The organism is Streptomyces sp. NPDC001153, assembly GCF_053598315.1.
The window spans coordinates 1-25,500 of record NZ_JBSFJZ010000046.1 but is presented as its reverse complement, the minus strand read 5'-3'; the positions used below and the strand labels follow the sequence as shown (position 1 = coordinate 25,500).

Here is a 25,500-nt window from a genome sequence, read left to right as displayed (position 1 = left end):
GCTCAGCGGCTTCAACCGCAGTGGACGGCAGCCGGGGTCTTCAACGTGATCCACGACGAACGCGCCGCCCGGTCCGGCCCGCCATGAAGAAGTCCCCGTACGCGGTGGCCACCGTGATCGACAGCCGGTCTGTGCGGGCCGCGGAGACCGTCAGCCGGGCTTCTCAGAGCTTCGATGACACCTCGTCAATGAGCGGGCAACTCGAATCCGAGGGCGGCCAGGGCCTCCTCGGCGGCCTGCTGGTCCTGCTCGTAGCTGCCGCCTGAGATGCCGAGGCCGCCGACGCACCGGCCGTTCTCGATGATCGGGTAGCCGCCACCGACCGCCATCAGACGCGGGTGGCCGGACAGCGGTGCGATCTGCGGGTTGGCGAGATAGTCGTTCCACGCGTGCGTGGGGATGTGGAAGGCGGCCGCGGTCCACGCTTTGTCGAGGGCGACCTCGGCTGTGAGGAAGGGCGCGTCGTCGGCCCGGTCGAATGCCTTCAGATGTCCGCCCGGGTCGGTGACGGCGACGGCCGCCGCGAAACCGATCCGGGCGGCAGCCGTGTGCACGGCCGCTATGAGTGCGCCGGCGGCGGCTTGGGTGATCGAGGAGGCGGGGGACGACTTCTGGATGGTGTCTGTGCTCATGAACTTTCCTTTGTTGCTGGGCTGTGCTCGTCTGCTCTGTTGCTCTGTGCGGGTGGCGGAAAGCGGTCGGGGCCGCGTCAGCGCAGCGGTGAGGCGGGGGTGGGGACCACGCGGGTGACGACGGTCTTCTCCGGAATCAGCAAGTCGTGGACGACCGGGCCGATTTCGTTCCTCCAGCGGCCGTGGTCGTAGACCGCCGCGTACAGGGCCTTGCTGTGGGCCTCGTCCTCGAAGCGGCGGATCCAGATGTAGCCGTCCTCGTCCTGCTCGTCGACGAAGGAGGCGGTCACGTCCATGCCCAGCGAGGTCTGGAAGGGGATGACGGTGTCCTCCATGTAGCGGACCCACTCCTCGCGGCGTCCGGGCTGTGCCTGGTAGCGGCGGATCTCGTAGTACACGGTGCTCTCCAAAGTGCGTGCTGGAATCGTCAGTTGGCGACGGTGAGGACGAGCTTGCCGCGGGTGCGGCCGGCCTCGCCGCGGGCGTGGGCCGCGCCGGCCTGCTCCAGCGGGAAGGTCTCCTCCACCTCTACGGCGACGTGGCCGGCGTCGATCAGGTCGGCGATCGTCGTCAGGGCCGCACCGTCCGGCTCGACCAGGAACGGGGTGACCCGCACGCCGGCCGCCTCGGCAGCCTGGGCCAACTCGGGAGAGACGCCGGCCGGGATGGCGACCAGCAGGCCGCCGGGGCGCAGGACCTTCAGCGAGCGGGTGCTGGTGCTGTCGTGGGCGTCGCCCACCAGGTCGATGACGACGTCGACGTCGTCGGCGGCGTCCTCGAAGCGGGTGGTGGTGTAGTCGAGAGTCTCGTCGGCCCCGAGTTCCTTGAGCCAGGGGTGGCGGGCGGCACTGGCGGTGGCGATCACGTGGGCGCCCAGGTGCCGGGCGAACTGGACCGCGAAGTGACCGACCCCGCCGGCCGCGGCGGTGACCAGGACGCGCCGGCCCGCCCGCACGTGGGCGGTGTCGACCACGGCCTGCCAGGCGGTCAGCGCCGCCAGCGGCACGGCGGCGGCGTGCACATGGTCGAGGGTGGCGGGCTTGCGGGCGAACTGCCGGGCCGGCGCGGTCACGTACTCGGCGTAGGCGTTCGCCGCGCGCGGGAACCACGGCATGCCGTACACCTCGTCGCCGGCCTTCAGCGTGGTCACACCGAAGCCGACCTCCTCCACCACCCCGGACACGTCCCAGCCCAGGGTGAACGGCGGCTCACCCAGCACCCCGGCCATGCCGGTCCCGCCGCGGGTCTTCCAGTCCACCGGGTTGATCCCCGCCGCGTGCACCCGCACCAGCACCTCGGTGGGCAGCGGCACCGGGCGCGGCACCTGCTGGACCCGCAGCACCTCCGGACCGCCGAAACCGTCCTGGACCACCGCGCGCATCATGTCTGCGGACATGCGTCATCTCCTGAGAAGGCAACCTGAAAAGGGCATCATGCGGGGGCCGTTGGCGGCTCTCCCGCTGACGTCGACGACGCTATCCCCGGGGATATGGTTACCTTCAAGGTCTAGTACTTCCCATTGGGAAGTGACCTGGTGAGGAGAGGGAGCGAGCATGACGACCACCTGCCCCAGCGGCCAGCACGCGCACCACGACGTCTACGCCGCCCAGTGCCCCTGCCGTGCCCTGCTCGACCTGCTCGCCAACAAGTGGTCCGCGCTGGCCATCGGCGCCCTCGAGGACGGGCCCCAGCGCTTCGGAGAGCTCCAGCGCAGGCTCCAGGGCGTCAGCCCCAAGGTCCTCACGCAGACGCTGCGCCGCCTGGAGGACTTCGGCATCCTCGACCGCACGGTCTACCCCGCCGTCCCCCTGCACGTCGAGTACGCCCTCACCCCCCTCGGCCAGAGCGCCGCGATCCCGCTCAACGCGCTCCGCGCCTGGGTCGAGGAGAACATCGACCACGCCTTCCGGCCCGAGCCGGCCGCGCCATAGCGAGGCCGCGCCCGTACAGTCCGCGGCGTCGGCCGGCACCCACCACGTTGCCGAGGGCGGGCTCCGCGAAACTGCTCATGACAGGCGTGCGGTGGTGCGGTCGAGATCGCTGCGGCGAAGCCGGTCGAGCACGGACGGGCGACCGATGCCGACCGGCGTGGGCCGAGCGATCTCGACCCGAGGTCACGCCTGGACCTCCTCGACCGACGAGATCGCCGCGGCGGGTGTCGGCACCGTCTGGACGGTGAGGTCCTCGCTGACGTCGTCGAGGGCGAGCCCGTTGGGCTCCCGTACCAGGAAGGTCGTCGCGATGCCTGCCAGGAAGCAGCAGGAGGCGATCAGTGTCACGACGCGGAGGCCTCCGTCGGCCAGGACGAGCGGCACGATGAGCGCTCCGGCGAACGCGCCGACCTTCGCGATCCCGGAGGACAGGCCGTGGAAGGTGCTGCGGACCGGGGTCGGGTAGGACTCCGCTCCGAGGAGCATGGTCGTGTAGTTGGTGAACCTGGGCCGGGGGTTGAGGTCGCGCGGCCCTGTTCATGGGATCCATGAACGCCGCCTCTGCCTCTTTGATCAGATGGCTCGGCGTGTTGCTGTGCTCAGCGGGACGCCTGACCGACGGCGAGCGGGCGGCACCGGAGTCAAGACTGCACAGTCCTGCTCAGGTGCCTTCGGGATCCAGCTCGAACGTGAAGTAGATGCTCAGGCAGTAGGGCTCGGGCTCGTCGTGGAGGAAATCCCATGACACGTCCGACAGCCGGATTTGTTGGTCCTGCACCCACTCATGGGCCTTCTTGAAGGCCTCCGCGGCGGTTGTGGCGAGGAACAGCTTCCTGGCCATGGCATGCACTCCGGTCTCCGCGTCCGAGTCGTCAAAACCCTCCGGAACGTCCAGGCAGAAGTCGGGATGCAGCACCATGAAGTGCGCCCCTTTCCAGTCGGTTTGCCAGTACGAACAGTACGAATGGACAGAGGCTGATCCTCTGGGCTCGACGCCTGGTAAGACCGCCGCACACCCGGGAAGGGTTGCTTCCGCCGGCCGCGCGGCCAGGTGACGCGATGGGGCGTGACCGTCACCCGGCCGGCCGTGGTCAGCCTTGGTCGGCCGGTTCCTGAGGCGTGTGCGAGCAGAGGATTCTGCCGGCGAAGTCCCCCAGGCGTGCCCGCATCTCCCCGATCTGGAGTGGCGCGTCGAGGCGCCCTGCGGTGAGATCGACCGGGCGAGCGGTCAGCGCACACCGTCCCACAGGGCTCGCAGGTGCTCGCGAGGGGCGCGGACGAGGGTGGGCGTTGCGCCGAAGAGGCGGACGGTGCGGTCGGGTACGTGGTAGGCGGGCCAGCCGGGGTCGCCGGTGGTGGCGAAGGCGACCCAGGCGGCGTGCATGCTGTCGGCGATGTGCTGCGGAGGCGTGTCGCCGAGGAGTGCCGCGAAGCCGGGGTCGGCCAGGTTGTCGAAGACGAACGGGACGTCGGCCGCATGACAGGCACCGAGGTCTCCACCGAGGACCGGGGACGGCCAGGCGAACTCGTAGACGAACGCGCGGGCGCCCCGGCCTGCCCGGGCCTCGGCCAGCCGCAGGGCGGGGACCCGGTAGAACCAGTCCGTGGCGATCTCCGCGAACAGGTCGCCCGGACTCGCGTCGGGGAAGGCCGCGCGGTAGACGAGCACCCCCTGTGGCGGCAGACCATAGGCCGCTGCCGTGCTGTCCAGGAGGTCGTCGGTCACCAGCCGGGCCAGCCCGGTGGGCACGGTGAACAGCCGGAACTCGTCCCGGGTGCAGCCCACCAGCACATCGACGTCCGCGGCCGTACCGTCCGTGATCGCCTCGATGGGCGGGCGCGGCAGGGTGCTGCTGTCGACGACGGGTTCGAAGGGCATCAGATTGAGGGCCGCCTCACCCCACAGTGCCGGGTCCGGGCGCGCCGAGATCTCCGCGCGCAGTCGCTGCTGCGCGGCCAGCAGCCGCTGCAGCGGTACGGCGGCGAAGTCCGCACGGGTGGGCGGCACCCCGAGCAGGGCGGCCAGCCGTCTCCCGACCCGTGCCGCGGAACCGGGGGACAGCACGTGATGGGCCGCTCCGCTCTGCAGTACGGCGCGGTGGAAGAGGCCCTTGGCCGCGGGCATGGCGAGAAGCGCGCCGATGCTCATGGCCCCGGCCGACTGGCCGAAGACGGTGACGCGGTCGGGATCGCCGCCGAAGGAGGCGATGTTGTCGCGCACCCATTCCAGGGCGGCGATCTGGTCCAGCAGACCGAGGTTGGCCGGGGCGGTGTCCTCGGGGCCGAGGTGGAGGAAACCGTGCGCGCCCAGGCGGTAGTTCAGCGTCACCAGCACCACGCCATCGCGGGCGAACGCGGCGCCGTCGTAACCGGGGACGGAGCCCGAGCCGTTGCTGAACGCGCCGCCGTGGAGCCAGACCATGACGGGCAGCCGTCCTGCGGGGTCGGCGGTCCAGACGTTGAGGTTGAGGAAGTCCTCGCCCGGGATGTCTACCTCGGGGATGAGACGGTCCATCGGTGGGGGGTACGGGGCCTTGGGCGCGGTGGGGCCGTGGATGCCGGCGTCGCGCGTCCCGTCCCATGCGGCCGGCGGGCGGGGCGGGGCGAAGCGGAGCGGTCCGGTCGGGGCCGCGGCGTACGGGATGTTCTTGAAGCAGGCGATGCCGTCCGGACCGGTGGTGCCGCGGACGGCACCGTGCCGGGTGCCGAGGACTGGTCTCACGGTCGCTCCTGGGCTCGAGGGGCGGACGGGGCGAACGCTCAGCGGTGGACGCCGGCCATGCGCAGCGCGAACTGCGCGTACTGGTCGGCGACTTGTTCGCGGGTACGGTCGAGGGCGGGCCCGAACCACTGGGCGACCTGCACTCCGAGGCCGCCGATCGCGGTCACCGCCATCACCGGGTCGTCGAGGCTGAACTCGCCTGATTCCACGCCGAGTTCGAGGACATCGGCAAGCATACGGCGGCACCGTTCGCGCAGTTCGAGCGAAGGCTCGGCGAGATCGGGGGCGAGGGCGTGCAGTTCGCTGTTGGTGACGACGGCCAGCAGCGGATAGTCGGTGTGGAGCAGCACGTGGGCGCGGACCAGGGCGGCCAGCTGCCGGCCGGCACTGTCGTCCCGGGTGGCGTCCGCGGCCTCGGTGAGGCGGGCCAGCATCTCCTCGTGGCCGATGCGGACCAACGCGGCGAGCACGTGCCCTTTGGAGGGATAGTGCGCGTACAGAGTCGCGGAGTTGATGCCGACGATGCCCGCGATCTGCCGGATCGAGGCGCCGGCGAAGCCGGACTCGGCGAACAGTTCCAGGCCCGCCTGCAGGATCCGCCCGCGCGTACCGGCCGGCGTCACCCCATCGGGCAGGACGGCGCCCATCGCCACGACCCGGCGGGGCTCCCAGGCGGGAAGTTCCACTGCTACTCCTGCGAGTTCCAATACTCCTGCGAGTTCCAACCAATCGATTGGTTGACACCCTAGCGCAGAAGCCGGAAGGTAGCTCGCAACGAAGCTGAAACAACCAATCGATTGGTTGGCAATCTGACCGAACTGTCCGACCGGCAGCCGAGCGTGACACCCGAGGGACCTTCCGGTGACCAGCCCCGCCCCGCATCCCGCAGCAACCGTCCGACGGCTTGTCCGGCGGGACGCCCAAGGGCTCCAGGACCGGCCGCCGTTCCGTCGCCTCGGGCCCGCCCGCACCGGCGGCACCGTCCTTCACCCACACGGAGTGTGCACAATGAGGTTCCGCTCCCTGCGCAGAGCCGTCCGCGCCGTTGCTGTGCTCGGCACCGCGGCGACCCTGTCCACCCTCGGCCTTTCCGCTCCCGCCGAGGCCGCCGCCCCACCGCTGCCGAGCCTGGACATCACCGGCACCTACGTCACCGGCGTCTCCTCCGGCGGCTTCATGGCCACCCAGCTCCAGGTCGCCTACTCCGGCACCTTCGACGGTGCCGGAATCGTCGCCGCCGGTCCGTACGACTGCGGCCAGGGCAAGGTCGTCGACCTTGTCACCTGTGATCTCGGCCTCGGCGTCGGCCAACTGGAGCAGCAGGCCACCGACTGGGCGGCCCAGGGGCGCATCGACCCGGTCTCCAACCTGGCGGGCAAGCCGGTCTACACCTACCACGGCTACCTCGACCCGGTCGTCAACCCGCTCGTCTCCCGGGCCGGTGTCGACTTCTACGAGCACTTCGGCGCCCACGTCACGTACCACAACTGGGATCCGGCCGGGCACTCCTGGCCCACGCCCGACGGCGTCGTCCCCTGTGCACTCACCCTGCCCCCGTTCCTGAACAACTGCCATGACGACCCGCAGCGCGAGATGCTCACCACCTGGCTGGGCACGGTCAATCCGCGGAACACCGGCACTCCGCAGGGCTCGCTCACCCATTTCGACCAGAACGCCTACGTCCCCGGTGGCTCCGCCCGCGCCGTGTCCATGGACGACACCGGCCAGCTGTACGTCCCGCCCAACTGCGCCCAGGGCGCGCCCTGCAAGCTGGTGGTCGCCCTGCACGGCTGCCTGTCCGCCCAGCAACTCCTCGGCACCGCCTTCGCCGAGAGGGGCAACCTCGATACCTACGCCGACACCAACGACCTCGTCGTCCTCTACCCGCAGGCGGTTTCCAGCGTCTGGCCCCTCAACCCGCAAGGCTGCTGGGACTGGTTCGGCTACACCGGCTCCGACTTCGCGGTCAGAAGCGCCCCCCAGATGACCGCCATCGTCGACATGGTCCACGCCCTCGGCGGCTGATCGGCGCGCATGCTCGCCGATCCCTTCGGTTCCACGGTCCGGTCGTGGTCACCGATCGGCTGACCGCCGCTTCCGAACGTCCATGGTCGCGGCCGACGCGCCAAGCGGGATCACGGAGACCACCGTGACTCCCGCGCATCGGCCGGTCCGTCCGGAACACTCGCGATGCGCACGCGCCGACGACACCGCCCGCTCGAGCACCCATCGCCGCGCTGCTGCCGCAGCGACCCGAGTTTGCTGCGACCCACCCGCTGGGCTGCCACCGACGCCGGATCAGCGACCGGATCGTCTTCGACAGGCTGCTCCAATTCCTTCCGGGGCCGCCGGCACGAGTGGATACGCCTGGGGATGTTCGCCCGGCTGAGGCAGATGTCGCTCGACGCCTACGACCGCATCGTCGGTCTCGTCCTGGACCAGATCGCCGTGGACGGCGCCATCAGCAAGGCCCCAGGCGGCGGTGAAGCGGCCGGTGGCTCGCCGGTCGACCGGGGCAAGCAAGGCATGAAGCGGTCGGGCGTGACCGACGGCTACGGCATCCCACTCGGCCGCGTCCTGCTCGGCGCCAACTGCCACGACTCGCCGCTCCTGGCACCAACTCTGGGCCTACTGACCGAACTTGGGCCACTACCGGACGAGATCACCGTGCACCTCGACTCCGGATACGATTCGGCGAAGTCACGCACCCTGCTCGGCGAGCGCGGGCCGCACGGCCGGATCGCCCGCAAGGGGACGGCCTTCCACCGGATCGCACGCCGCCACGAACGGCAGATCCGCGTCATCGAGGCGTTCTTCGACCTCGCCGACACGATCATCATCATCCGTAGCCTGATCCGCCGGGCCCGGACCACCCACCGCTGGGACACACGCCCACAACGCCCACCATGACCAGCCGCCCGCCTGCGCGGCCCCCGAGACCAAAGACCGGCGGGGGCTCGCCGTCCGCTACGGCGGCACGTCCGTAGGTGTAGGCGTCGGTGCCCAGCAGCAGACGCAGCGGGGGTTCGTCGAGGTCGGCGACGGTGAGTACGACCTTGGCGACCTTGGCGGGGTCGCCGTTCGCTGGGAACGTCACGCCACGACCGGCAGCGGACGCAAAAGGCGACGGAGAGGCCGGCAGTGGAAGCGGCCCATGAGCGCGTCGTATCAGCCACGCCACTCGCAGAGCCCCACTCCAGTGCGCCGGGCAGACCGCGGCGACCGGACAGGGAACGACGGTGCGCGACAACGGTGTCAGCAAGCGCCGTACTCGGCCGGGCCCTTCTCTCTGCTCCGGTCCAGCTGGTCCAGTTCTCCCGGCCCTTGTGGCGGTGCTCAGGGCACGAGGCCTTCTATCGCCACGGGAAGGTGCCGGGGGCCACGCAGCACCGCGTTGGCGCGGTACGGCGGCGGGTCCTCCAGCAGTCCGGAGAACTTGACCCGGCGGAACAATTCGGGGATGGCCGCGTGGAGTTCGATGCGGGCGAGCGGGGCGCCGAAGCAGTAGTGGATGCCGGTGTACATGCCCAGGTGCTCGTTGTCCTTGCGGTCGGGGTCGAACCGGTCGGGGTCCCGGAAGCGTTGGGGGTCGCGGTTGGCCGCGGCCAGCATGAGCCAGACCGGCGAGCCGGCCGGGATCGTGGTGCCGGCGACCTCGATATCGGCCAGGGCGGTGGTGAATGGGATGAACTGGACCGGGGACTCGTACCGCAGCACCTCCTCGATGAGCGGGACGGCCAGCTTCGGCTCCTTCTGGAACCGGTGGAGGACGTCGGGGTGGCGCAGCAGGGTGAGGGTCGTGTTGCTGATGGCGTTGACGGTGGTCTCGTGGCCGGCGACCAGGAGCAGCACCGCGGTGGCCTCCAGGTCGGCCGGTGTCATGTCGGGGGCGAGCGCGCTGAGTATCCCGGGGCCGAGGTGACGGCGTTTGGTCTCGATCAGATCGGCCAGGTAGGCGCCCAGCTCCTGGCGGGCCCGCTGTCCCTTTTCCTGGCCGCCGTCGTCGCCGGGGTGGGGATCGAGGGACGAGGCCAGGGCATCGGCCCAGCCGTGGAAGCGCGGTTCGTCCTCGCGCGGGACGCCGAGGACCTTGCAGATGGCGGTGACGGGGAGGGGGTAGGAGAAGTCCTCGACGATGTCGACCTGGTCCTTGCCTTCGAAGGCGTCGAGCAGCTCGGTGACCACCTTGGCCAGCTCTCCGCGCAGGCCGTCGAGGAACCTGGGGCTGTGCGGGGGACCGAACGGCCGGTTGATGGTGTCGCGCAGCCGGTCGTGCACGGGCGGGTCGGTGAAGATGAAGCTGGGCGGCAGACCGGTCTCCGGATCCGGTTGCCCGACGCGGGCGTAGCCGGACGGGCGGTTGCTCGTGTCGTTGCTCAGCCGCGGGTCGTTGGCCAGGCTCCGCACCTCGTGGTAGGTGCTGACCAGGTAGGAGCCGTCGTCCTCCCGCCTGACCGGTTGCTTGCGCAGTTCCGCGTAGAGCGGGTACGGATCGGCCCGATTGGCGTAGTCGGTGATCTGCGCGACGAGCGTGCCGGACGTCATGGTGACTCCTGAGGGCTCCGGGCGGTACAGGGCGATGGTCAGACATGCGCCGGAACGAACGCGACACGCCGCTCGCTCGGCGAGTGACCCGTCAGCGTGACCGTGGCCCCATGGGTGGGCAGATGGGGGTCAGGGAAGGCCGGGTCGACCGGCTGCAGCGTCTCGGTCCGGCGGTCGACCGTGCGGTACTGCGGCGGGAACGGCGCGCCGGACGCGATCTGCTGCTCGTAGAACCCCAGCCACTTGGCTCCGTCGAAGGACGCCGCGGCGATGACGCGGCCGCGGTACCCGTACACCGCAACGAACCGCTCCTCGGCGAGCGACCCCTGGGCGACCACCAGTTGGTCGCCCAGCGAGGGGACACCCACCGACTTGATGTTGACACCGAACTGGGAGGACCAGAACATCGGCAGCCACAGGTGCGGACGGCGATCCGGACCCGCACAGATCATGTTGTGGGCGGCGATCTCGGCCTGCTCGACCGCGTTGCCCCAGTGCTCCAGCGCCAGGAACTGGTAGTCGAACAGCGGGTGCGGGCTGCGGGCCACGTCCCCTGCGGCGTAGATGTCGTCGGTGACGATGCCGTTGACGTCGAACACCCGGCACCCGGCGTCGCACGCGATCCCCCGGGGACCCGCGGCCACCCCCGAGCCGGCGAGCCATTCCGTGTTCCGCATGGCACCGAGCGAGACGACCGCCACCTCAACGTCGACCGCCGAACCGTCGGACAGATGGGCGCGCCTGAGCCGTCCCACATCGTCGCCCTCCAGGGCGGTGACGCTGACGCCGCAGCGCAGGTCGACCCCGTGCTCCCGCTGCAGCCTGTCCGCGACCGCGCCGATCACTCCGCCGAGCGCGCCCACCAGCGGCGCCGGGCCGCGTTCGGCGACCGTGACATCGAGGCCCAGCTCGCGGCAGGCGGAGGCGACCTCCGAGCCCGTGAAACCGGCGCCGATCACCAGCACCCTGGACACGCCCCCGGTCAGCTTCCGGCGCAGGCGTGCGGAGTCGTCGCGCGTACGCAGCACGAACACTCCGTCCAGCGCGGCCTCTTCCGGGTGGAACCAGGGCCGCGCCCTGGTCCCGGTCGTGATCAGCAGGCGGTCGTAGGGGACGGTTTCGCCGTTCGTCAGGCGTACCTGCTTGGCGGCCCGGTCGAGGCTCTCGGCCGCGATACCCAGACGCCATTCCGCGTCGATGTCGCGCCGCCGCGGCAGCGCGGTGTCCTCGGGCCGGGCGCGCCCGAGCAGTGCCTGCTTGGACAGCGGCGGCCGGTCGTAGGGCTCGTACGGCTCGTCGCCGATCATGGTCAGCGATCCGGTGAAGCCCTGCTCGCGCAGGGTCTCCGCCGCGCGCAGACCGGCCAGCGAGGCACCGACCACGACGATGCGACCCTGACGCCGCAGGACCTGGACGTCCGTGTCAGCCGACATGGGGCTCGACCCGCTTCGTCGGCTCGTCGGAGTAGTCGACCAGGATGGCCTGGACCGGGCAGGCGGCAGCGGCCTTCTCCACCCGGTCACGTTGTGCCTCGTCGAAGCGAGGCGAGAACAGCAGCGCTTCTTCCCCGTGGAGGGAGAAGACGTCCGGGGCGAGAAAGACGCACTGTGCGAATCCCTGGCACCGGTTGAGATCGACGACAAGCCTCATCAGGAACCCGCTCCCTGCACGGGCCGCGGTCGCCGCCGGGCCCGCAGCCGTCTGCGCTCGGTCCATACGGTGGTCGGCATGCCTCTTTCAGGATGGGCCCGTGCGCAGGGCGCTCGCAAGGCGAAGGCTGCCGGGCAGGCCGATGCGCACCCGACCGGCCAACCGTAAGGGAGACGAGGCGCTGTCGGCCGCCTGAACGCCGGACGGATGGGCGGGGGCGCGACTCGGGCGGCCGTAGGCGCTGGCTCCCCTCCGGCCGCCGCGACGCCCTTCACATCTGGCCTGGCTCCTTGCCGGGTCCGCAGTCTGAGTGGGGCGGTTCCGCGGGAACTCCGGACCGGCGCCGAACGATGCCTGTCGGGACAAACCGGCCGCTACTGGGGACGGGCTGTGGTTACGGGCGGCAGGGTCTGCTCGGCCCAGACGGACTTGCCGTCGAGCGTGTAGCGGACGCCCCAGTTCTGTGCGAGTTGGGCGATGATGAACAAGCCGCGCCCGCCTTCGTCGATCGTCTTCGCGTGGCGCAGCCGTGGCGCGAGGGAATTGCTGTCGTGGACCTCGCAGGTGAGGGTGCGGTCCTTGATGAGCTGCAACCGGACAGGCGGGGTGCCGTAGCGGATGGCGTTGGTGACCAGTTCGCTGACGATCATTTCGGTGGTGTAGGCGGTCTCCTCATCGACTCCCCAAAGGATGAGCTGGTGGCGGACGTGGGTACGCGCCGCGGCAACGGCTCGGGGGTGGTGGTCGAGATGCCACGTGGCGAGCTGGTCGGCGGGGAACGGGTGGGCGCGGGCGAGAAGGAGGATGACGTCGCCGTGGCGGGTGTCGTTCCGCAGCCGGTAGAGCACGTCATCGCACAGATCCTGCAGTGGCCGCTCAGGGTGGGCCAGGACCCGTTGGAGGGTGTCCGGTGACGGGGAGGTTCGCAGCAGTGACGCGGTGTAGAAGGCGAGGACGCTGCCGTCGGCGACGGAGATTGTGGTGGCGGCGAAGGGGGGTCCCTCGGCGGTGCCCAGGGGAGGTCCGGCGGGCAGGTCGGGCATCTCGGTGGTCCCGTCGGGATGGGCGATGACGGGTGGAGGATGGCCGGCCAGGGCGATGGTGCAGGTCTGGGCGAGCGGGTCGTGGACCGCGTACACGCAGCTTGCCGTGAGTGGCACGGGCTCGCCGGGCGGCAGGGCTGCGCGTTCCTCGGCGAGGCTGATGGCGGTGTCGTTCAGGCGGGCGAGGAGCTCGTCGGGCTCCAGGTCGAGAGCGGCCAGGGAGCGGGCGGCAGTCCCTAGCTGTCCCATGGTGGTGGCCGCGTGGAGGCCTTGGCCGGCGACTTCGCCGACCACCAGTGCAGTGCGGGCGCCGGACAGGTCGAAGGTGTCGAACCCGCTGCCTCCCCCCACCTCGGACGGCACGTGCAGGTGCGCGGTTTCCACGGTGGTCCGCGTGTCAGGGTGGGACAGCAGCAGGTGACGCTGGACCGTCAGAGCGATGGTGTGTTCGCGGGTGTAGCGACGGGCGTTGTCGATGCACAGCGCGGTGTGAGCGGCCACCGCGCGGGCGAGGGTGACGTCGTCCTTGTCGTACGCGTCGACACGGTTGGTGCGGTACAGGCTCAGCAGTCCCAGCACGGTTCCGCGCAGCGTCAAAGGTGCGGTGATGAGAAGGCGGGCACCAGATGCGCGGATCGCCTCGGCGCGTGGCGGGTCCGCTGCCAGCCAGGGCGTGTCGGGTGTCAGGGCGACGAGGCGGGGTTTGAGGTCGGTCAGCGTCTGGGCGTAGGGCGTGGGGGCTGGCAGAGCGCGCACGTCGCCCACCGGATGGGCCCCGATCTGCTCCTCGCCGCCGCTGTGACCGAAGGCGGCACGGCGCAGTGGCACCTCCGGTCCCAGAGGGCATGGGGGAGGTTCCTCGCCGCGTACCACGGCGTCCACCACTTCCACCACGGCGATGTCGGCGAGGTCCGGCACCACTGCCTGCACCAGTTCCTGGCAGGTGGCCACCACGTTGAGGGTGCGCCCCACGTGCTCGCGCACCGAGCTGAGGACACGTATGCGGGCGCCCACCTTTTCGCGTTCGGTGACATCGAGCATCTGCGTCAGCACCCCCCAGATCCTCCCCTGCGAGTCCTCCAGCCGAAATGCTGAGACGGAGAACAGGTACTCCGGCCCCGGTGCACCCTTCGGACGCACCGCCACGAGGCGCCCCCCTTCGGGGGTGCCGCTCTCCAGCACGCTGTGCAGCATCGCCTCCACCTCACCAGGTGCGGAAAGGTCGTACACGTCGGTGACGTGTCGGCCCACGATCTGTTCACCAGGCGCCTCGTGCAGAGCCGGCCTGGTGAGGTTGATCCGCAGGATGCGCAGCTCCGTATCCAAGATCAACAGGCCTGTGGGCGACTGGTGGAACAGAGCCTCCAGTACTGCAGCGCCCTCGCCCGGCGAGACGGCTTCGTTTTGGGCCACGGCAACCCACCTCCACGATCCAGCCTGCACCTGGCCCCTGTACGCCGCTCCCCGTCTCGCGAGACGTCTCGGACGTGGCGCCCCAGCGCGCTCGCCGCACCGCGGCCGAGGCACTGCCCGGTGCCCGGTTCGACATGCGGCACGCCGCGTGCCAACAGCGCGATCGCCTGTGCCGCGTGGCGCGCCCGGTCCGCGGGCAGGGCCGTCGGCCGCACGAGGTGTCCCTGGCGGGCGGCGATCAGTAGCACGGCGACCGCCAGGGCCGAGGTGTCCGAGACGTCGGGTCGTTCGGCGGCGCGACGCACCCGCGCCCTCGCCGCGCTCACACGCGCGCCGAGCGCGGCGGCTCCGGCACATTCCTCCTCGACAGGCTGCAGCGCTTCGGGGCCGAGCGACTCCGCTCACTCCCAGGGCGGCCGCTCACGGAAGGCCGCGCCGACGCGACGGAGCACCTCGTCCTGCACCATGCCATGGGACTGCCCACCGCCACATGGCACAACGCGGTCGTCGGACAGCTCCAGCCGCCGCGCGACGGCGAGTTCGAACAGCGCTGCCCCGACGACGGCGCGTCCGGCTTCGGGCCGGGACCGCCAAGGCCAGGATCCGTCCTCACCCGTACCGCACCGCACAGGACGAGCAGGAGAGGCGCCGACGTCACCCGGTGTTCCCCTCCTCCAGCGCCGCGGCGAGGGCCCCGACGCCCGTGAACAGGTGGCCGCGCATGCCGACCCGGCGGGCGGCCTGAACGTTGTCGGAGCGGTCGTCCACGAACAGGATCTCCTCGGCGGGCAGCCCGAGTTCACGGCTGCACCACTCGTAGGCGGCCGGTTCCGGTTTGGCGCTGCCGATCCGGCAGGACAGTCCGACCACGCTGAAATGGCCGAGCCACTTTTGGGTGTCCTCGTAGTGGGCGGCGAGTTCTTCCGGGATGTTGGAGAGGAGTCCGAGACGCGTTCCACCGTCGGCCAGCTCGGCCAGAAAGTCCACGCTCTCCTGGTCCACCTCGCTCCAGCCGGCCAGGTCGGCGGCGATCAGATCCTCGACCTGCCGGCCGGTGAAGGGCATGCCGAGGCGTTCACCCACGCGCTGCCAGTAGGCGGAGCCCAGGATGTCACCGCGGTCGTACGAGTGACGCAGTGACCAGTAGGCGTCCCAGAAACGCTTTCCGCTCACACCTGCTGTTCGTTCGATCGCGGCTTGTGACTCCGGGGACTGGACTCGGGCCAGGACTCCGAACATGTCGAACAGGACGGCTTTCACGCCTGTACCTCCGAAGGGCTTGTGGTCTCGGCTGAGCCGGGGCTCGATGCGGGCAGCCCGTCGGGATCGGGGGCATTGCGGCGCAGCCAGAAGCCGAGCAACAGGCAGCTGCCGGCCAGGGCGAACAGGACGACCGGGAGCGCCTTGACGTCCAGACCGTCGATCACCACACCGAGCAGGGGCGGGAAGGCGACGCCGCCGATCATCGACGCGGCCATCACATAGGCGCCGGCCGCGGCGACGCTCGGCACCGCCCGGTTCAGCCAGGGCAGACACGTGGGGAAGATCGGCGCGATGGCGAGGCCCACCCCGAAGTAGGCGTAGGGCGCCACCGAGGGAAGTGTCGCCAGCAGCAGGAATCCCGCCATGCCCGCGCAGCACGCGGTGAGGATCGCTGGTGCCGAGAAGCGCAGGCAGAGCGGGACCACGACGAAGCGGCCGATGGTCATGGCGGCCCAGTACGCCGACGTGGCGGTGGCGGCGGTAGCGGCGGCATAGCCCACGGTCTCCAGATGGGTGGGCTCCCATCCGCCGACTCCGGTCTCGATGGCCACGTGCAGCACGTAGACGCCGATGAACGCGGCGATGATCGGCGCGACGCGCGCACCCGTGCCGGCAGCGGCCTCGGCGACGGGCCGGGGTTCCCGGGAGGGCACGCCGCGGAGTGTGAACAGAATGAGCACACAGACGGCGGCGACGCCCAGGAAGATGCCCGGGTAGCGCTCGGCACCGAGCCATCCCACCAGGGCGGGCCCCGCGATCGCACCCACGCCGAAGTGGCCGTTGAGCAGGTTGAGCATCGCGGTGCTGCGACGGCCGAAGGCCATGGCGAACAACTGGTTGAGACCGTAGTCGACACCGCCGAAGCCGAGGCCGATGACCAAGGTGCCGACCAGGGCCAGGGGCCAGTCGGGCGCGAGGGCGAAGCCTACCGCTCCGATCGCCATGAGCAGGTAGGAGGCGCCGAGCAGTATCCGATGGCCCAGTCGCGCGCGCAGCAGGTGGTAGAGGAGCACGCCGACCACCGCGGCAGCGAAGTGTCCACTCAGGCTGAGTCCGGCCACGGCCGGGCTGATGCCGTAGTCCTTGCGCAACGCAGGGATCGCGGGCCCGTACAGGGCCTGAAGGGCTCCGATCACCACGAATGCCACGCAGGAGGCGACGATCGCCACGGTCGTGAGCGGTGGTCGCGAGGCCCCGGGCGGATCTGCTCTTCGGGCTGTGGACATCGAACTCCTCAAGGGACGACTGGTGAACGCACATCCGACCCACCAGAAAAGTGCAGTTCACATGAGATCAGCACGCCAACACTCTCATACTTTATGACCACTTGAACAGGATAGGTGTTCGCAAAGCGCCATCCCGCTGGCCCGGCCGATACCATCGCTGGCGTGAACGTGATGGAGAGACACAACTTCGTGATCGAGCTGCTCATGCGGGAGAACCGCGCCACCGTGGCGGACCTCGCCCGGGAGACGGGCGCCTCGGAAATGACGATCCGCCGGGACCTGGAGCTGCTGGAGTCGCGCGGTGCCCTGCGCAGGGTGCGCGGCGGCGCGGTGAGCAACCTGCCGGGCGGGGTGGAACCGCCGTACGCGATCCGCGCCATGTCGGGCATGGAGACGAAGGAGCGACTCGCGCGCAAGGTGCTGTCGCTGCTGACGGACGGCGAGACGATCGCCCTGGACACCGGTACGACCCTGGTGGCCGTCGCGAAGGCCATGGAGCACCGGCAGTTCACCGTCACCCCGCTGTCGCTGCACGCCGCCTTCGCCCTGTCCTCGTACCCCGGCATCCAGTTGCTGCTGCCCGGCGGCCAGGTCCGGTCCGGAGAGCTCTCCTTCTACGGCCACACGCCCACCGAGACCTTCAAAGACCTGTGCTTCGACACCTTCGTGCTGGGCTGCTGCGGGGTGGACCCGGCCCGCGGAGCCACCGCGTACAACCTCGACGACGTCCGGGTGAAACGGGCGGCTCTCGATTCGGCTCAGCGGGTCATCCTGGTGGCCACGGCCGAGAAGCTCGGGCGCACGGCGCTCGGGCGCGTCTGCTCACTGGAAGAGATCGCCCTGGTCGTCACGGACGCGGCACCGGACAACCCGGTCGTGGAGACGATGCGGGAGCGCGGCGTACAGGTGGTCCATGCGCAGCCCTGAGCTGCCCGGGTCGTACGTCACGGCCTGCCGCTATCAGCTCAGACAGTCGATGTTGCTGCGACCGATTGAATCTGGGCAACACACATCGTTCAAGCTCGCCCCACCTGACCGGTGTGCGCATCCCTCCCGGCGCTCCGCAGTTCCTCGTCCGTCATCGCGTCGATGTCTGGCACCTGGTCCGGGGCGGCCGGCTCCTGCCTCGCGCAACGCCTTTCGTTTCGGCTGCCCACCGCCCGGCTCGAAGGCCATCAAGGAGGGGCTGCGCCCCGATCCGCAGACGCTGGGGGATGACTCCCATCGTCGGCGCATCCTTGGCAGACGTTCCGGCCCGGTCGCCGGGCATACCCCGCAGGACCGGCCGCAACCGCCGTACCGTATCCGTAAGGCTGGTTCCCCCCAGCACGGCGACCGGGCGGGACCAACCGCGTGCTAGGGGGTACGGCACTGGGCGTGGCCGGCCTGATCAACCACCCGACCGGCGGTGACACCGAACGGTCGGCGATTCCCACGGGGCCCTGGCAACGGCCGCACCAGTCACGCCATGCCGGCCCTGGGACTCCGCGTCCCCGAACCTGCCACGGATTCGCGGGAGTTCTAGGCGGCGAACGCGTTGACGCCGGTGAGCTCCGCCGACACCTCCCACAGCCGAGCCGCCTGCTCCGGGTCGATCGCCCAGTCCTTCACCCCAAAGCGCTCGGCGTCGTCCTCCGGCGCGGGCTCGGCGATGTCGCAGTCCTCCAGGTAGACGCCACCCAGCCCGTCCAGCTGCGGCGAGGTCGCAGCCCACACCTGGGTGGCCGCACCCTGCGGCGGGGTCTTGAAACCCTCGGGGTTGAGCACGTTGCCGTCCTCGTCGATCCAGCCGCGCTCGATCATCTCCTCCTTGGGCAGGTGCCGTTGGAGCGGGGTGATGATGCCGCCGGGGTGCAGGGCGAAGGCCCGGACACCGGCATCGCGGCCGAGCTTGTCGAGCTGCACGGCGAACAGGACGTTGGCGGTCTTGGCCTGACCGTAGGCCTCCCACTTGTCATAGCCCTGCCGCCAGTGGATGTCGTCCCAGCGGATGCCGGAGAAGTGGTGCCCGCGAGAGGAGACGGAGACGACCCGGGCGCCGCCCGGCGCGATCGCGGGCCACAGACGGTTGACGAGAGCGAAGTGACCGAGGTGGTTGGTGGCGAACTGGGCCTCCCAGCCGGGCCCCACCCGTGTCTCCGGGCATGCCATGATCCCGGCGCTGTCGATCACCATGTCGATGGTCCGTCCGGAGGCGAGGAACCGCTCGGAGAAACCGCGCACGCTGTCCAGGTCGCCGAGGTCCAACTCGTCCAGCTCGACTCCCGAGATGCCGGACAGCGCCTGTTCGGCCGTGGCCGGGCGGCGGGCGGGCACGACCACCTGGGCCCCGGCCTTGGCGAGCGCCCGGGTGGTCTCCAGGCCGATCCCCGAGTAGCCGCCTGTGACGAGGGCAAGCTTTCCGGTCAGGTCGATGCCCTCCAGGACGTCGTCGGCGGTGCTGGTGGCGCCGAAACCGGATCCGATCTTGTGCTGTGCAGTGCTCATACCCGGAACGCTACGAATTCGAGGGCACTCGAAGTCAAGCGGCGCCCTGAGCCGCCGCAGGAAAAGAGTTCATGCCGCAGACGGCCTGTCCCTGGGCGAGTACGCCCACGTGCGTCGAACGGATGCGAGGAGACCCGGAACAGGCTGGTGCACTTCAGCCCGGACCCTTTCCCGGAGAGCGAGCGCGCTCCGGTTCGCGATGTGCTCGGTTGCCGACCTGGCGGCATCACCGCACGACTGTCCTCCCCTGCACCCGGCAGAGCAGTGACGATGGCTCCCCGGCACGATGCCCCCTTCGCGGTCCGCCCCGAGCCGATCCGGCTGACCTCTCTTCAGCGTGCGCCGACCAGGGATTCAGCCTCCCGCTCGTTCAAGGTTCGGCAATGACTGGCGCGGCCGTTGAACCGACCGGGAGCACGGCACGTACCGCGATGGGATCCGTCGTGCGGGGCGATCCGGTTGCTCGTCCTCCGCCACGCCCAGAAGGGTCCGCACTGTCATGACCGTCGTGCGCCCGCGCGACCGTGGGCCACTCCCCACGGAAGGACGCACAGTGAGGAGCACCGCAGTGGCCCGCAAGGACCTGACACAGTCGTCGCGTACTGCGCGGCGGGAGCACGCCCGGCACCGGAAGCTGTCGAAGGTGTCACTCGCGCTGATCGGCGGCCCCGTGATTCTCGCCGTCGTCGCGGGGTCGGTGTTCGCGGCGGAAGTCCGTGCCCAGCACCACCCGCAAAAAAGCCGGGCAACCGCCGCGCAGTCCGACGCGGCGGCCCGCAAACCCGATCCCAACTGCACGCTGCTGGTGCCGGACAATCCGCTCAGCGCCCGCGGCCTGGCCACGCCGTACAGACTCGTCGCGACCGACCCGGCGCAGGGACCCTGCCACGAGGCCAACCCCGACCAGTCGGCGTTCGTGGAAGCCGCGATCGTCACCCCGAACGGCAAGCTGACCCTCTACCACCCGTTGGTGATCGACAAGGGGACGAAGCCGGCCGCGCCCACCGCCCGGCCCTCGGTGCCGCGCGGCTCGACCGTGGGTATCTGGTTCGGTTTCAACAGCGCCGAGCTGAGCTTGCGGGCAAGCGGACGTCGGGACGGTCCGGCCCGGGGCCAGTGTGTCAACGGCCTGCCGGGATCGGTCTTCGGCCAGTTCGCGTACTGCAATGCGCCGGCGTTCTTCCGGGCCGCCAACGCCCAGATCGCCAAGGGGCACCTCAGGATTCCGGCACTCGGGAGAGCCAAGGACGGCCTGCCCTGCCCGACCACGCGGGACTTCTCCGTCGTGGACCAGGACGGAAGCGACAACGTGGTGACCCACTACCTCGCCGACGCGCACGGCCGAATCGCCCAGAACAACGCCGCGAGCAGGGCCGCACTCAAGGATGCCGCCCGGCTGACCAACCGCGGCGACCGACACCACCGGCACAACGGCGGGGCCAGGTCGACCACCACCCGCGCCCCCAAGGATCTGGCCAACGGCAGCGACAACCTGTTGCTGACCCAGTTCATGGACCCTGCCCTTGGCTGCAAGCCCTTCACCGCGCCCGACCAGTCCGGCGACGGCCGTGCCACGTCCGCCCTCGCGCTGGACGAACTGTCCGCCGCGGCACACCAGAAGGCGCCGATCGCGCTGGTCCCGCGGAACGACCCGATGACGCTCGTCGACGGCCGTAGCAGCGTCGCGAAGACCAACGCGTACCGCACCGGAGTCGACATGCCCGCGGTCGGTGCCGGCGCCGACGGTGACGGAGCGGGCTTCTGCACCACCCTCTTCCGCGATCCGGCCGGCATCCAGCGCGTCTTCAAGGACAAGCCGCTCTTCGAGAAGGCGCCCTCGCCGGACCCGGCCATGGCGCCGAACCTCTTCGGTTTCCTCGCGGCACGGGCCAACCAGACGTTCACGAACCTGGGCTGCGATCATCTGCTCGGCGCCGCCGACCCCATCGTCCTCACCACGAACGCGGACGGAGTGGTCACCGACGCCGTGTTGACAGCGCTCGGCCGGACGCCTCCCTCGGCCGGCACCTCCCCGTCCACGTCGCCGAGCACACCGTCTGCGTCACCGAGCACCCCGTCGGCCGGCAGGGGCGCAGCTCCGACCGCCACCAACCAGGCCACCGCGCCGACCAGCGCCTCCGCCTCCCCGTCCTCGGCAACACAGCAGCCTCAAGGCCACCGCTACGGCTCCCCGACAGCCACGGCGGCTCTCGCGTCCCCCGGCCGCACAGCTCTCGACGGTGCTTCCCTGCACCCAGCGCTCCGGTACACCCAACGCCCTCTACACCCGACGGAGTAGTCACGGCGGCTCCCCAGCACGATGACCCCGGGTGTGCCTCGGACGAGGCCGTGGGCTGCGACGGCTGAACTTCGCCGAGCCGGAGGCGGAGAGCGAGCCGGAGGCGGGGCCCCCTCCGGCGTCCACTCCGCCGTCAGCTCCTGCCGAGCGCGCGCACCGGCCACGCCGCTCCCGGCCGCGGCGGCGTCTGCGACGCGCCGCGCCGCCTGTCCCGCGTGAAAACCCGAGTGCCCAGACAGAGCTGGAGCAGCTTCTTCGTCACCCCAGCGACGCTGCTGCGCCGGCACCGAGAGCTGATCGCCGGTAAGTGGACCTATCCCCACAAGAGCCCCGGTCGGCCGCCGATATGATCATCTCAATTGACTGATCGGCTCATTGGTGCAGGTGAGCCAGGCCCCCTTCACTCCCGGGGTAGGGGCGTTCACGGGGCAGCAGTTGCCGTGCGGCGTTCAAGTCTCCGTTCTCCACGTCAACGTGGATGGTGTGGGCGAGTGACGTGATGTCGGTGATGGAGACGGTTCACTCATCGGCGTAGAGGCGTGAGGCGTGTTTCAGTGCCCACTCGAAGCCTTCACGGGAGATCTCGACGGCGAGGTGCACGCCTTGCGCAGTGTCCGGTCCGTTTCGAAGAGAGTTCGGTTTCTCGCGACGGACGCCGCCTGCCTCCTCGTAGAGCAGACGAAGGCACCACCTGTACCGCTACGCACCACCGCCCTTGGTCCGACTCGCGAACCCACGAGGTACCTGTGGCTCTCCTCTCGACGCTCCGTCTTCACCACCCCCTGCGGTCGCGGGGGCGTCTCGCCGTCGGGTTGCTGGCACTCATCGCCGGAACTCTGCCGAGCGTGTCGGCCGACGCCGCCACCCCGTCCTCCGGATCGGTCAGCGACACTGGGCCCACGACCACGTGGAGCGCCGGTCCCTTCGCCGTCCCGAACGTCTCCGGCGCTGCCGGAACGGTGAGCTGCGGGAATGCGCAACTCTGCGACGACTACACCCTGAAGGTGTCAGTGCCCGTGGGCTACGACGCCGGTCACAGCCTGCGCGTCGACGTCAAGTGGCCGGACTCCGCCGCCGACTTCGACCTGTACGTCCTCGATGCGGACGGCCGCGAGGTGGCCGCCTCCGCCTCCTCCAGCGACCAGGAGACCGTGCTGCTTCCGGCGGTGACGGCGTCGTACACCGTGCGCGTGGTGCCGTACGCGCCGCTCGGTGACAGCTTCACCGGCACCGCGAGCCTGGTCGCCGATCCGGCCGATCCGCCGCCGAGTACGGCGACCCCGCCGACGTATGCGAACTCCTCGGCGCCCGACAGCATCAAGGACGCGCACAACGCCGGCGAACCCTCGATCGGCGTCGACCGCGCGACCGGTGCCGCGATGTTCCAGGCGTACACTTCGACGCTCAAGGTCACCTACGACGGCGCCGGCGCCGCCACCTGGCAGGACAAGAGCGCGAACGCGACCAACGGCTGCCCCCAGGGCAGTACCACCAGCCTCGACCCGATCCTGTTCACCGACCCGGCCACCCACCGCACCTTCGAGTCGCAGCTCGCCGGAAAGACCGCCCTGACCTGCTACACCGACGACGACGGCGAGACGTGGACGCCGACAGGCGGCTCGGGCGTCAACTCCGGAGTGGACCACCAGAGCATCGGTGGCGGCCCCTTCACCACGGGCGAGCCGGGCGCCGTCACGTCGTACCCGAACGCCGTCTACTACTGCTCCCAGGACATCGCCGACGCTTCCTGCGCGGTCAGCCGGGACGGCGGTCTGACGTACGGGCCCGCCGTTCCGATGTACTCGCTTCTGGACTGTGGCGGCCTGCACGGGCATGTGAAGGTCGCCCCGGACGGCACGGTGTACGTGCCCAACAAGGGTTGCGGCGGCAACCAGGCCGTGGCCGTGTCCGAGGACAACGGGCTGACGTGGACCGTCCGCAAGAACCCGTCCAGCACCCCTGGTGACTCCGACCCGAGTGTGGGAATCGGCGCCGCCGGGACCGTGTACATGGGCTACCAGAACAGCGACGGCACCGCGCGGATCGCCGTCAGCCACGACAAGGGCAAGACGTGGCTGTACGACCAGAACGTCGGCGCGTCCCTCGGAATCAAGAACATCGTCTTCCCCGCCGTGACCGCGGGCGACGACAACCGCGCCGCCTTCGCCTTCCTGGGCACCACGAGCGGGGGCAACTACCAGGACACGGCCGACTTCAAGGGCGTCTGGCACCTGTACGTGGCCACCACCTACGACGGCGGCCAGTCCTGGGTCACCGTCGACGCCACCCCGACCGACCCGGTACAGAAGGGGTCCATCTGCACGGGCGGCACCACCTGCGGCCAGGACCGCAATCTTCTGGACTTCATCGATGTCACCCGCGACGCCCAGGGCCGCGTGCTCGCCGCCTACGCCGACGGCTGCACCGGCACCTGCGCCACCGGCGGCGCGCAGAACTACGACGCACTGGCCTCCGTCGCCCGCCAGTCCTCCGGCAACACGCTGTACGGCGCGTACGACGCCGTGGTCGCCGGCAAGCACAAGAAGTCCAGGGGAGGCCGCTAGGTGAAGCCGTTCGCCCCGGCTGCCGTGCTGGTCGGCGCCGTCCTCGGTCTGGCGGCCGTCACCGGATGCTCGCCCGCACCCCGGAACGCCGGACCCTTGCGTGCCACGCCGTACACGGCCGCCTCCGTGCCCGACGGCTGCCCCACCGCCGCCTCACTGCCGCTTCCCAAGGACTTCCCGGAGGATCTGCCGACGCCCGAGGGCACGGTCGTGACCTCGGTGGAGCACCGCACCGGCGGCCGGCTGATCGTCGCCGCTGTCGTACGGAGCGGCTTCGACGCCACCCTGGCCTTTCTGCACAAGCAGCTCCCCAAGGCCGGATACGCCCCGAAGGACGGTGAGGTGGAGAAGGACGACGCCGAGTCGAACTTCTCCTCCACGACCGTCCGGGGCCGCTGGACACTGCGGAAGATGCCCGACTGCGAGGGAGGGGTTTACCTGACGTACCTGACGTCTATGGTCTCCTGAACTCGGCCCGGCCGAGGCCTCTTCCCGGCCGGTGGAACCGCGAGTGGCCACCTTTCGCGGCGAGCGGCACCGCGTGCGACGCCGGCCGAAGGGTGGCCCCTCGGACTGGAAGACCGCTGGTGAACAGGGGCACGGCGAGCCCGACTGGCCGGCCTGCCCAAGGACGGTTGGTATGAGAATGGGGTGGTGTCACACCCTGTGGATCAGCGACGCGGCCGAAGTGAAGCCTGCGGGCTGGATTGTTGACACCAACCCTGATAAATCACTTGTCATGGTCATGCGTGCGATTGAACTGCACAGTATCAATCGTTGGGAGGCGTCCTTCCTGCGCGAGGAGGTGGGCGGCTACTTCACCCACGGCGTCGAGTGCACGCCGGGCGCGACGGTACTCGACGTGGGCGCCAACATCGGTGTGTTCTCTGCGGCCGTCTATGAGCGGCTCGACGGGGACGTGCGGATCTACGCCTTCGAGCCGGTGCCGCCACTCCACGCGACGCTCGAACGCAATGCCCGCGACTTCTTCAACGGACGTCTGACCGCGCTCCCTTACGGCCTGGCGTCCCGCGATGACGAGCTCGACTTCAGCTACATTCCGGCCGCCACGATCTTCTCGTCCTCATCGCGGGATCAGGGGAACATCGAGGCTGAGCGGCGGCGGGTCACCGCCAGCGTTGTCGAAATGATCCGCCAGGGCGGCCTGGGAGCGGTCCTGCGCCGCGTACCCACTCCCATCCTCACTCTTCTCGTCAGCCGTAAGCTGCGGGTGATGCGGCGGCTTGAGACGCACCGGGTGAAGGTCAGGCCCCTGTCATCAGCGCTCGACGAGCAAGGCATCGACCACATCGACCTGCTCAAGGTCGATGTGGAAGGCGCCGAACTCGATGTACTCAGAGGCATCGAGGAACGACATTGGCCGCTTGTCCGCCAGGCCGTCGTCGAGGTGGAGCGCTGGCAGCAGAACCGCGGCACAGTCTGCGAGGTCCTCCTCACGCACGGCTTCACGGTCAGTACCGAGCAGGACCCGGTGCAGCAGGCCGGCGACATCGGCATGGTGTTCGCGGTCAGGCCCTAAGTGGGCGGTTCGTAAGGCGATGTCCATTTCTGGCTGAGGTGGGGGCAAGGACGCTGGTGGAGGTTGTGTCGGCTATTGCTTCCTGGCGAAGTTGCCGGTGCCGGCCTCGGTGAGGATGCCGAGTTTGACCAGGCGTTTCAGCTTGGCGCGGGTGCCCTCGACGTTTTTCGCCAGCAGTTCGTGGC

Annotated in this window: 21 protein-coding genes and 2 pseudogenes; 8 read left to right on the top strand and 15 right to left on the bottom strand. The window is 70.0% G+C overall.

Annotated features, from left to right (window positions below; genetic code table 11):
* Window positions 1-185: 185 nt before the first annotated feature.
* The 3 genes from ACWDEN_RS38205 to ACWDEN_RS38195 form a co-directional block, all read right to left on the bottom strand.
* On the bottom strand, window positions 186-632 hold the full coding sequence (locus ACWDEN_RS38205) for a GlcG/HbpS family heme-binding protein (protein WP_351609053.1): 447 nt from the start codon (window positions 630-632) through the stop codon (window positions 186-188).
* A gap of 77 nt (window positions 633-709) precedes the next feature.
* Window positions 710-1,030, bottom strand: a complete 321-nt coding sequence (locus ACWDEN_RS38200; protein WP_351609050.1) for an NIPSNAP family protein — start codon at window positions 1,028-1,030, stop codon at window positions 710-712.
* A 29-nt stretch (window positions 1,031-1,059) separates the two neighbouring features.
* Complete coding sequence (locus ACWDEN_RS38195) at window positions 1,060-2,028, bottom strand: NADP-dependent oxidoreductase (protein WP_351609047.1); 969 nt, start codon at window positions 2,026-2,028, stop codon at window positions 1,060-1,062.
* 157 nt (window positions 2,029-2,185) lie between these two features.
* Here ACWDEN_RS38195 and ACWDEN_RS38190 point away from each other — a divergent pair, with 157 nt between their 5' ends.
* Window positions 2,186-2,563, top strand: a complete 378-nt coding sequence (locus ACWDEN_RS38190; RefSeq protein ID WP_351609044.1) for a winged helix-turn-helix transcriptional regulator — start codon at window positions 2,186-2,188, stop codon at window positions 2,561-2,563.
* Between the two features lie 183 nt (window positions 2,564-2,746).
* Here ACWDEN_RS38190 and ACWDEN_RS38185 read toward each other — a convergent pair whose 3' ends face one another.
* From ACWDEN_RS38185 to ACWDEN_RS38170, 4 genes are all read right to left on the bottom strand, one after another.
* Window positions 2,747-3,049, bottom strand: a complete 303-nt coding sequence (locus ACWDEN_RS38185; RefSeq protein ID WP_351609041.1) for a hypothetical protein — start codon at window positions 3,047-3,049, stop codon at window positions 2,747-2,749.
* 175 nt (window positions 3,050-3,224) lie between these two features.
* Window positions 3,225-3,482: a hypothetical protein gene (locus ACWDEN_RS38180; protein WP_351609038.1), complete on the bottom strand. Its 258-nt coding sequence runs from the start codon at window positions 3,480-3,482 to the stop codon at window positions 3,225-3,227.
* 309 nt (window positions 3,483-3,791) lie between these two features.
* Entirely contained in the window at window positions 3,792-5,285 is a 1,494-nt protein-coding gene (locus tag ACWDEN_RS38175; protein WP_351609035.1) for a carboxylesterase/lipase family protein, read from the bottom strand.
* A 38-nt stretch (window positions 5,286-5,323) separates the two neighbouring features.
* On the bottom strand, window positions 5,324-5,971 hold the full coding sequence (locus ACWDEN_RS38170; protein ID WP_351609032.1) for a TetR/AcrR family transcriptional regulator: 648 nt from the start codon (window positions 5,969-5,971) through the stop codon (window positions 5,324-5,326).
* A 322-nt stretch (window positions 5,972-6,293) separates the two neighbouring features.
* On the opposite strand from ACWDEN_RS38170, the gene ACWDEN_RS38165 reads away from it, so the two are divergent.
* Together ACWDEN_RS38165 and ACWDEN_RS38160 are read left to right on the top strand one after the other, a co-directional pair.
* Window positions 6,294-7,310 carry an extracellular catalytic domain type 2 short-chain-length polyhydroxyalkanoate depolymerase gene (locus ACWDEN_RS38165; protein ID WP_351609029.1) on the top strand — a complete coding sequence of 339 codons (1,017 nt, stop codon included), beginning with the start codon at window positions 6,294-6,296 and terminating at the stop codon, window positions 7,308-7,310.
* Window positions 7,311-7,513: 203 nt separating this feature from the next.
* Window positions 7,514-8,195 (top strand): annotated as a pseudogene (locus tag ACWDEN_RS38160) (IS5/IS1182 family transposase).
* Between the two features lie 426 nt (window positions 8,196-8,621).
* Here ACWDEN_RS38160 and ACWDEN_RS38155 read toward each other — a convergent pair.
* The 6 genes from ACWDEN_RS38155 to ACWDEN_RS38130 form a co-directional block, all read right to left on the bottom strand.
* The gene (locus ACWDEN_RS38155; protein ID WP_351609026.1) at window positions 8,622-9,830 is read right to left on the bottom strand and encodes a cytochrome P450; all 1,209 of its coding nucleotides are present in this window, start codon (window positions 9,828-9,830) and stop codon (window positions 8,622-8,624) included.
* A gap of 38 nt (window positions 9,831-9,868) precedes the next feature.
* A complete protein-coding gene (locus ACWDEN_RS38150) occupies window positions 9,869-11,263 on the bottom strand; it encodes an NAD(P)/FAD-dependent oxidoreductase (protein ID WP_351609023.1) in 1,395 nt (464 codons plus the stop codon).
* A complete protein-coding gene (locus tag ACWDEN_RS38145; protein WP_053659297.1) occupies window positions 11,253-11,480 on the bottom strand; it encodes a ferredoxin in 228 nt (75 codons plus the stop codon). The genes ACWDEN_RS38150 and ACWDEN_RS38145 overlap by 11 nt, the downstream gene beginning before the upstream one ends.
* 374 nt (window positions 11,481-11,854) lie before the next feature.
* Window positions 11,855-13,936, bottom strand: a complete 2,082-nt coding sequence (locus ACWDEN_RS38140; protein ID WP_450862517.1) for a SpoIIE family protein phosphatase — start codon at window positions 13,934-13,936, stop codon at window positions 11,855-11,857.
* A gap of 654 nt (window positions 13,937-14,590) precedes the next feature.
* A complete protein-coding gene (locus tag ACWDEN_RS38135; RefSeq protein WP_351609017.1) occupies window positions 14,591-15,196 on the bottom strand; it encodes an HAD family hydrolase in 606 nt (201 codons plus the stop codon).
* Entirely contained in the window at window positions 15,193-16,425 is a 1,233-nt protein-coding gene (locus tag ACWDEN_RS38130; protein ID WP_351609015.1) for an MFS transporter, read from the bottom strand. The genes ACWDEN_RS38135 and ACWDEN_RS38130 overlap by 4 nt, the downstream gene beginning before the upstream one ends.
* Before the next feature lie 171 nt (window positions 16,426-16,596).
* On the opposite strand from ACWDEN_RS38130, the gene ACWDEN_RS38125 reads away from it, so the two are divergent.
* Entirely contained in the window at window positions 16,597-17,352 is a 756-nt protein-coding gene (locus ACWDEN_RS38125) for a DeoR/GlpR family DNA-binding transcription regulator (RefSeq protein ID WP_351609132.1), read from the top strand.
* A 594-nt stretch (window positions 17,353-17,946) separates the two neighbouring features.
* Here the strand turns inward: ACWDEN_RS38125 and ACWDEN_RS38120 are convergent.
* Entirely contained in the window at window positions 17,947-18,912 is a 966-nt protein-coding gene (locus ACWDEN_RS38120) for an SDR family NAD(P)-dependent oxidoreductase (protein ID WP_351609012.1), read from the bottom strand.
* Window positions 18,913-19,465: 553 nt separating this feature from the next.
* On the opposite strand from ACWDEN_RS38120, the gene ACWDEN_RS38115 reads away from it, so the two are divergent.
* On the top strand, window positions 19,466-21,211 hold the full coding sequence (locus tag ACWDEN_RS38115; protein ID WP_450862514.1) for a hypothetical protein: 1,746 nt from the start codon (window positions 19,466-19,468) through the stop codon (window positions 21,209-21,211).
* 372 nt (window positions 21,212-21,583) lie between these two features.
* On the opposite strand, the pseudogene ACWDEN_RS38110 reads toward ACWDEN_RS38115, so the two are convergent.
* Window positions 21,584-21,832: pseudogene (locus tag ACWDEN_RS38110) on the bottom strand (DUF4291 family protein); the annotation flags it as partial.
* A gap of 224 nt (window positions 21,833-22,056) precedes the next feature.
* Here ACWDEN_RS38110 and ACWDEN_RS38105 point away from each other — a divergent pair.
* The 3 genes from ACWDEN_RS38105 (at window position 22,057) to ACWDEN_RS38095 (ending at window position 25,315) form a co-directional block, all read left to right on the top strand.
* Window positions 22,057-23,775: a sialidase family protein gene (locus tag ACWDEN_RS38105; RefSeq protein WP_450862512.1), complete on the top strand. Its 1,719-nt coding sequence runs from the start codon at window positions 22,057-22,059 to the stop codon at window positions 23,773-23,775.
* On the top strand, window positions 23,776-24,243 hold the full coding sequence (locus ACWDEN_RS38100; protein ID WP_450862509.1) for a hypothetical protein: 468 nt from the start codon (window positions 23,776-23,778) through the stop codon (window positions 24,241-24,243). It abuts the gene before it with no gap.
* Window positions 24,244-24,415: 172 nt separating this feature from the next.
* Window positions 24,416-25,315 (top strand): FkbM family methyltransferase, encoded by a 900-nt coding sequence (locus ACWDEN_RS38095; RefSeq protein WP_450862507.1) that lies wholly within the window; start codon window positions 24,416-24,418, stop codon window positions 25,313-25,315.
* Window positions 25,316-25,500 lie beyond the last annotated feature (185 nt).

Bases quoted from the DNA above. Each gene is read 5' to 3' on its own strand.
- ACWDEN_RS38205 (WP_351609053.1), bottom strand. From the start codon at position 632: ATGAGCACAGACACCATCCAGAAGTCGTCCCCCGCCTCCTCGATCACC.
- ACWDEN_RS38195 (WP_351609047.1), bottom strand. From the start codon at position 2,028: ATGTCCGCAGACATGATGCGCGCGGTGGTCCAGGACGGTTTCGGCGGT.
- ACWDEN_RS38190 (WP_351609044.1), top strand. From the start codon at position 2,186: ATGACGACCACCTGCCCCAGCGGCCAGCACGCGCACCACGACGTCTAC.
- ACWDEN_RS38185 (WP_351609041.1), bottom strand. From the start codon at position 3,049: ATGCTCCTCGGAGCGGAGTCCTACCCGACCCCGGTCCGCAGCACCTTC.
- ACWDEN_RS38180 (WP_351609038.1), bottom strand. From the start codon at position 3,482: ATGGTGCTGCATCCCGACTTCTGCCTGGACGTTCCGGAGGGTTTTGAC.
- ACWDEN_RS38165 (WP_351609029.1), top strand. From the start codon at position 6,294: ATGAGGTTCCGCTCCCTGCGCAGAGCCGTCCGCGCCGTTGCTGTGCTC.
- ACWDEN_RS38155 (WP_351609026.1), bottom strand. From the start codon at position 9,830: ATGACGTCCGGCACGCTCGTCGCGCAGATCACCGACTACGCCAATCGG.
- ACWDEN_RS38150 (WP_351609023.1), bottom strand. From the start codon at position 11,263: ATGTCGGCTGACACGGACGTCCAGGTCCTGCGGCGTCAGGGTCGCATC.
- ACWDEN_RS38145 (WP_053659297.1), bottom strand. From the start codon at position 11,480: ATGAGGCTTGTCGTCGATCTCAACCGGTGCCAGGGATTCGCACAGTGC.
- ACWDEN_RS38130 (WP_351609015.1), bottom strand. From the start codon at position 16,425: ATGTCCACAGCCCGAAGAGCAGATCCGCCCGGGGCCTCGCGACCACCG.
- ACWDEN_RS38125 (WP_351609132.1), top strand. From the start codon at position 16,597: ATGGAGAGACACAACTTCGTGATCGAGCTGCTCATGCGGGAGAACCGC.
- ACWDEN_RS38120 (WP_351609012.1), bottom strand. From the start codon at position 18,912: ATGAGCACTGCACAGCACAAGATCGGATCCGGTTTCGGCGCCACCAGC.
- ACWDEN_RS38095 (WP_450862507.1), top strand. From the start codon at position 24,416: ATGAGAATGGGGTGGTGTCACACCCTGTGGATCAGCGACGCGGCCGAA.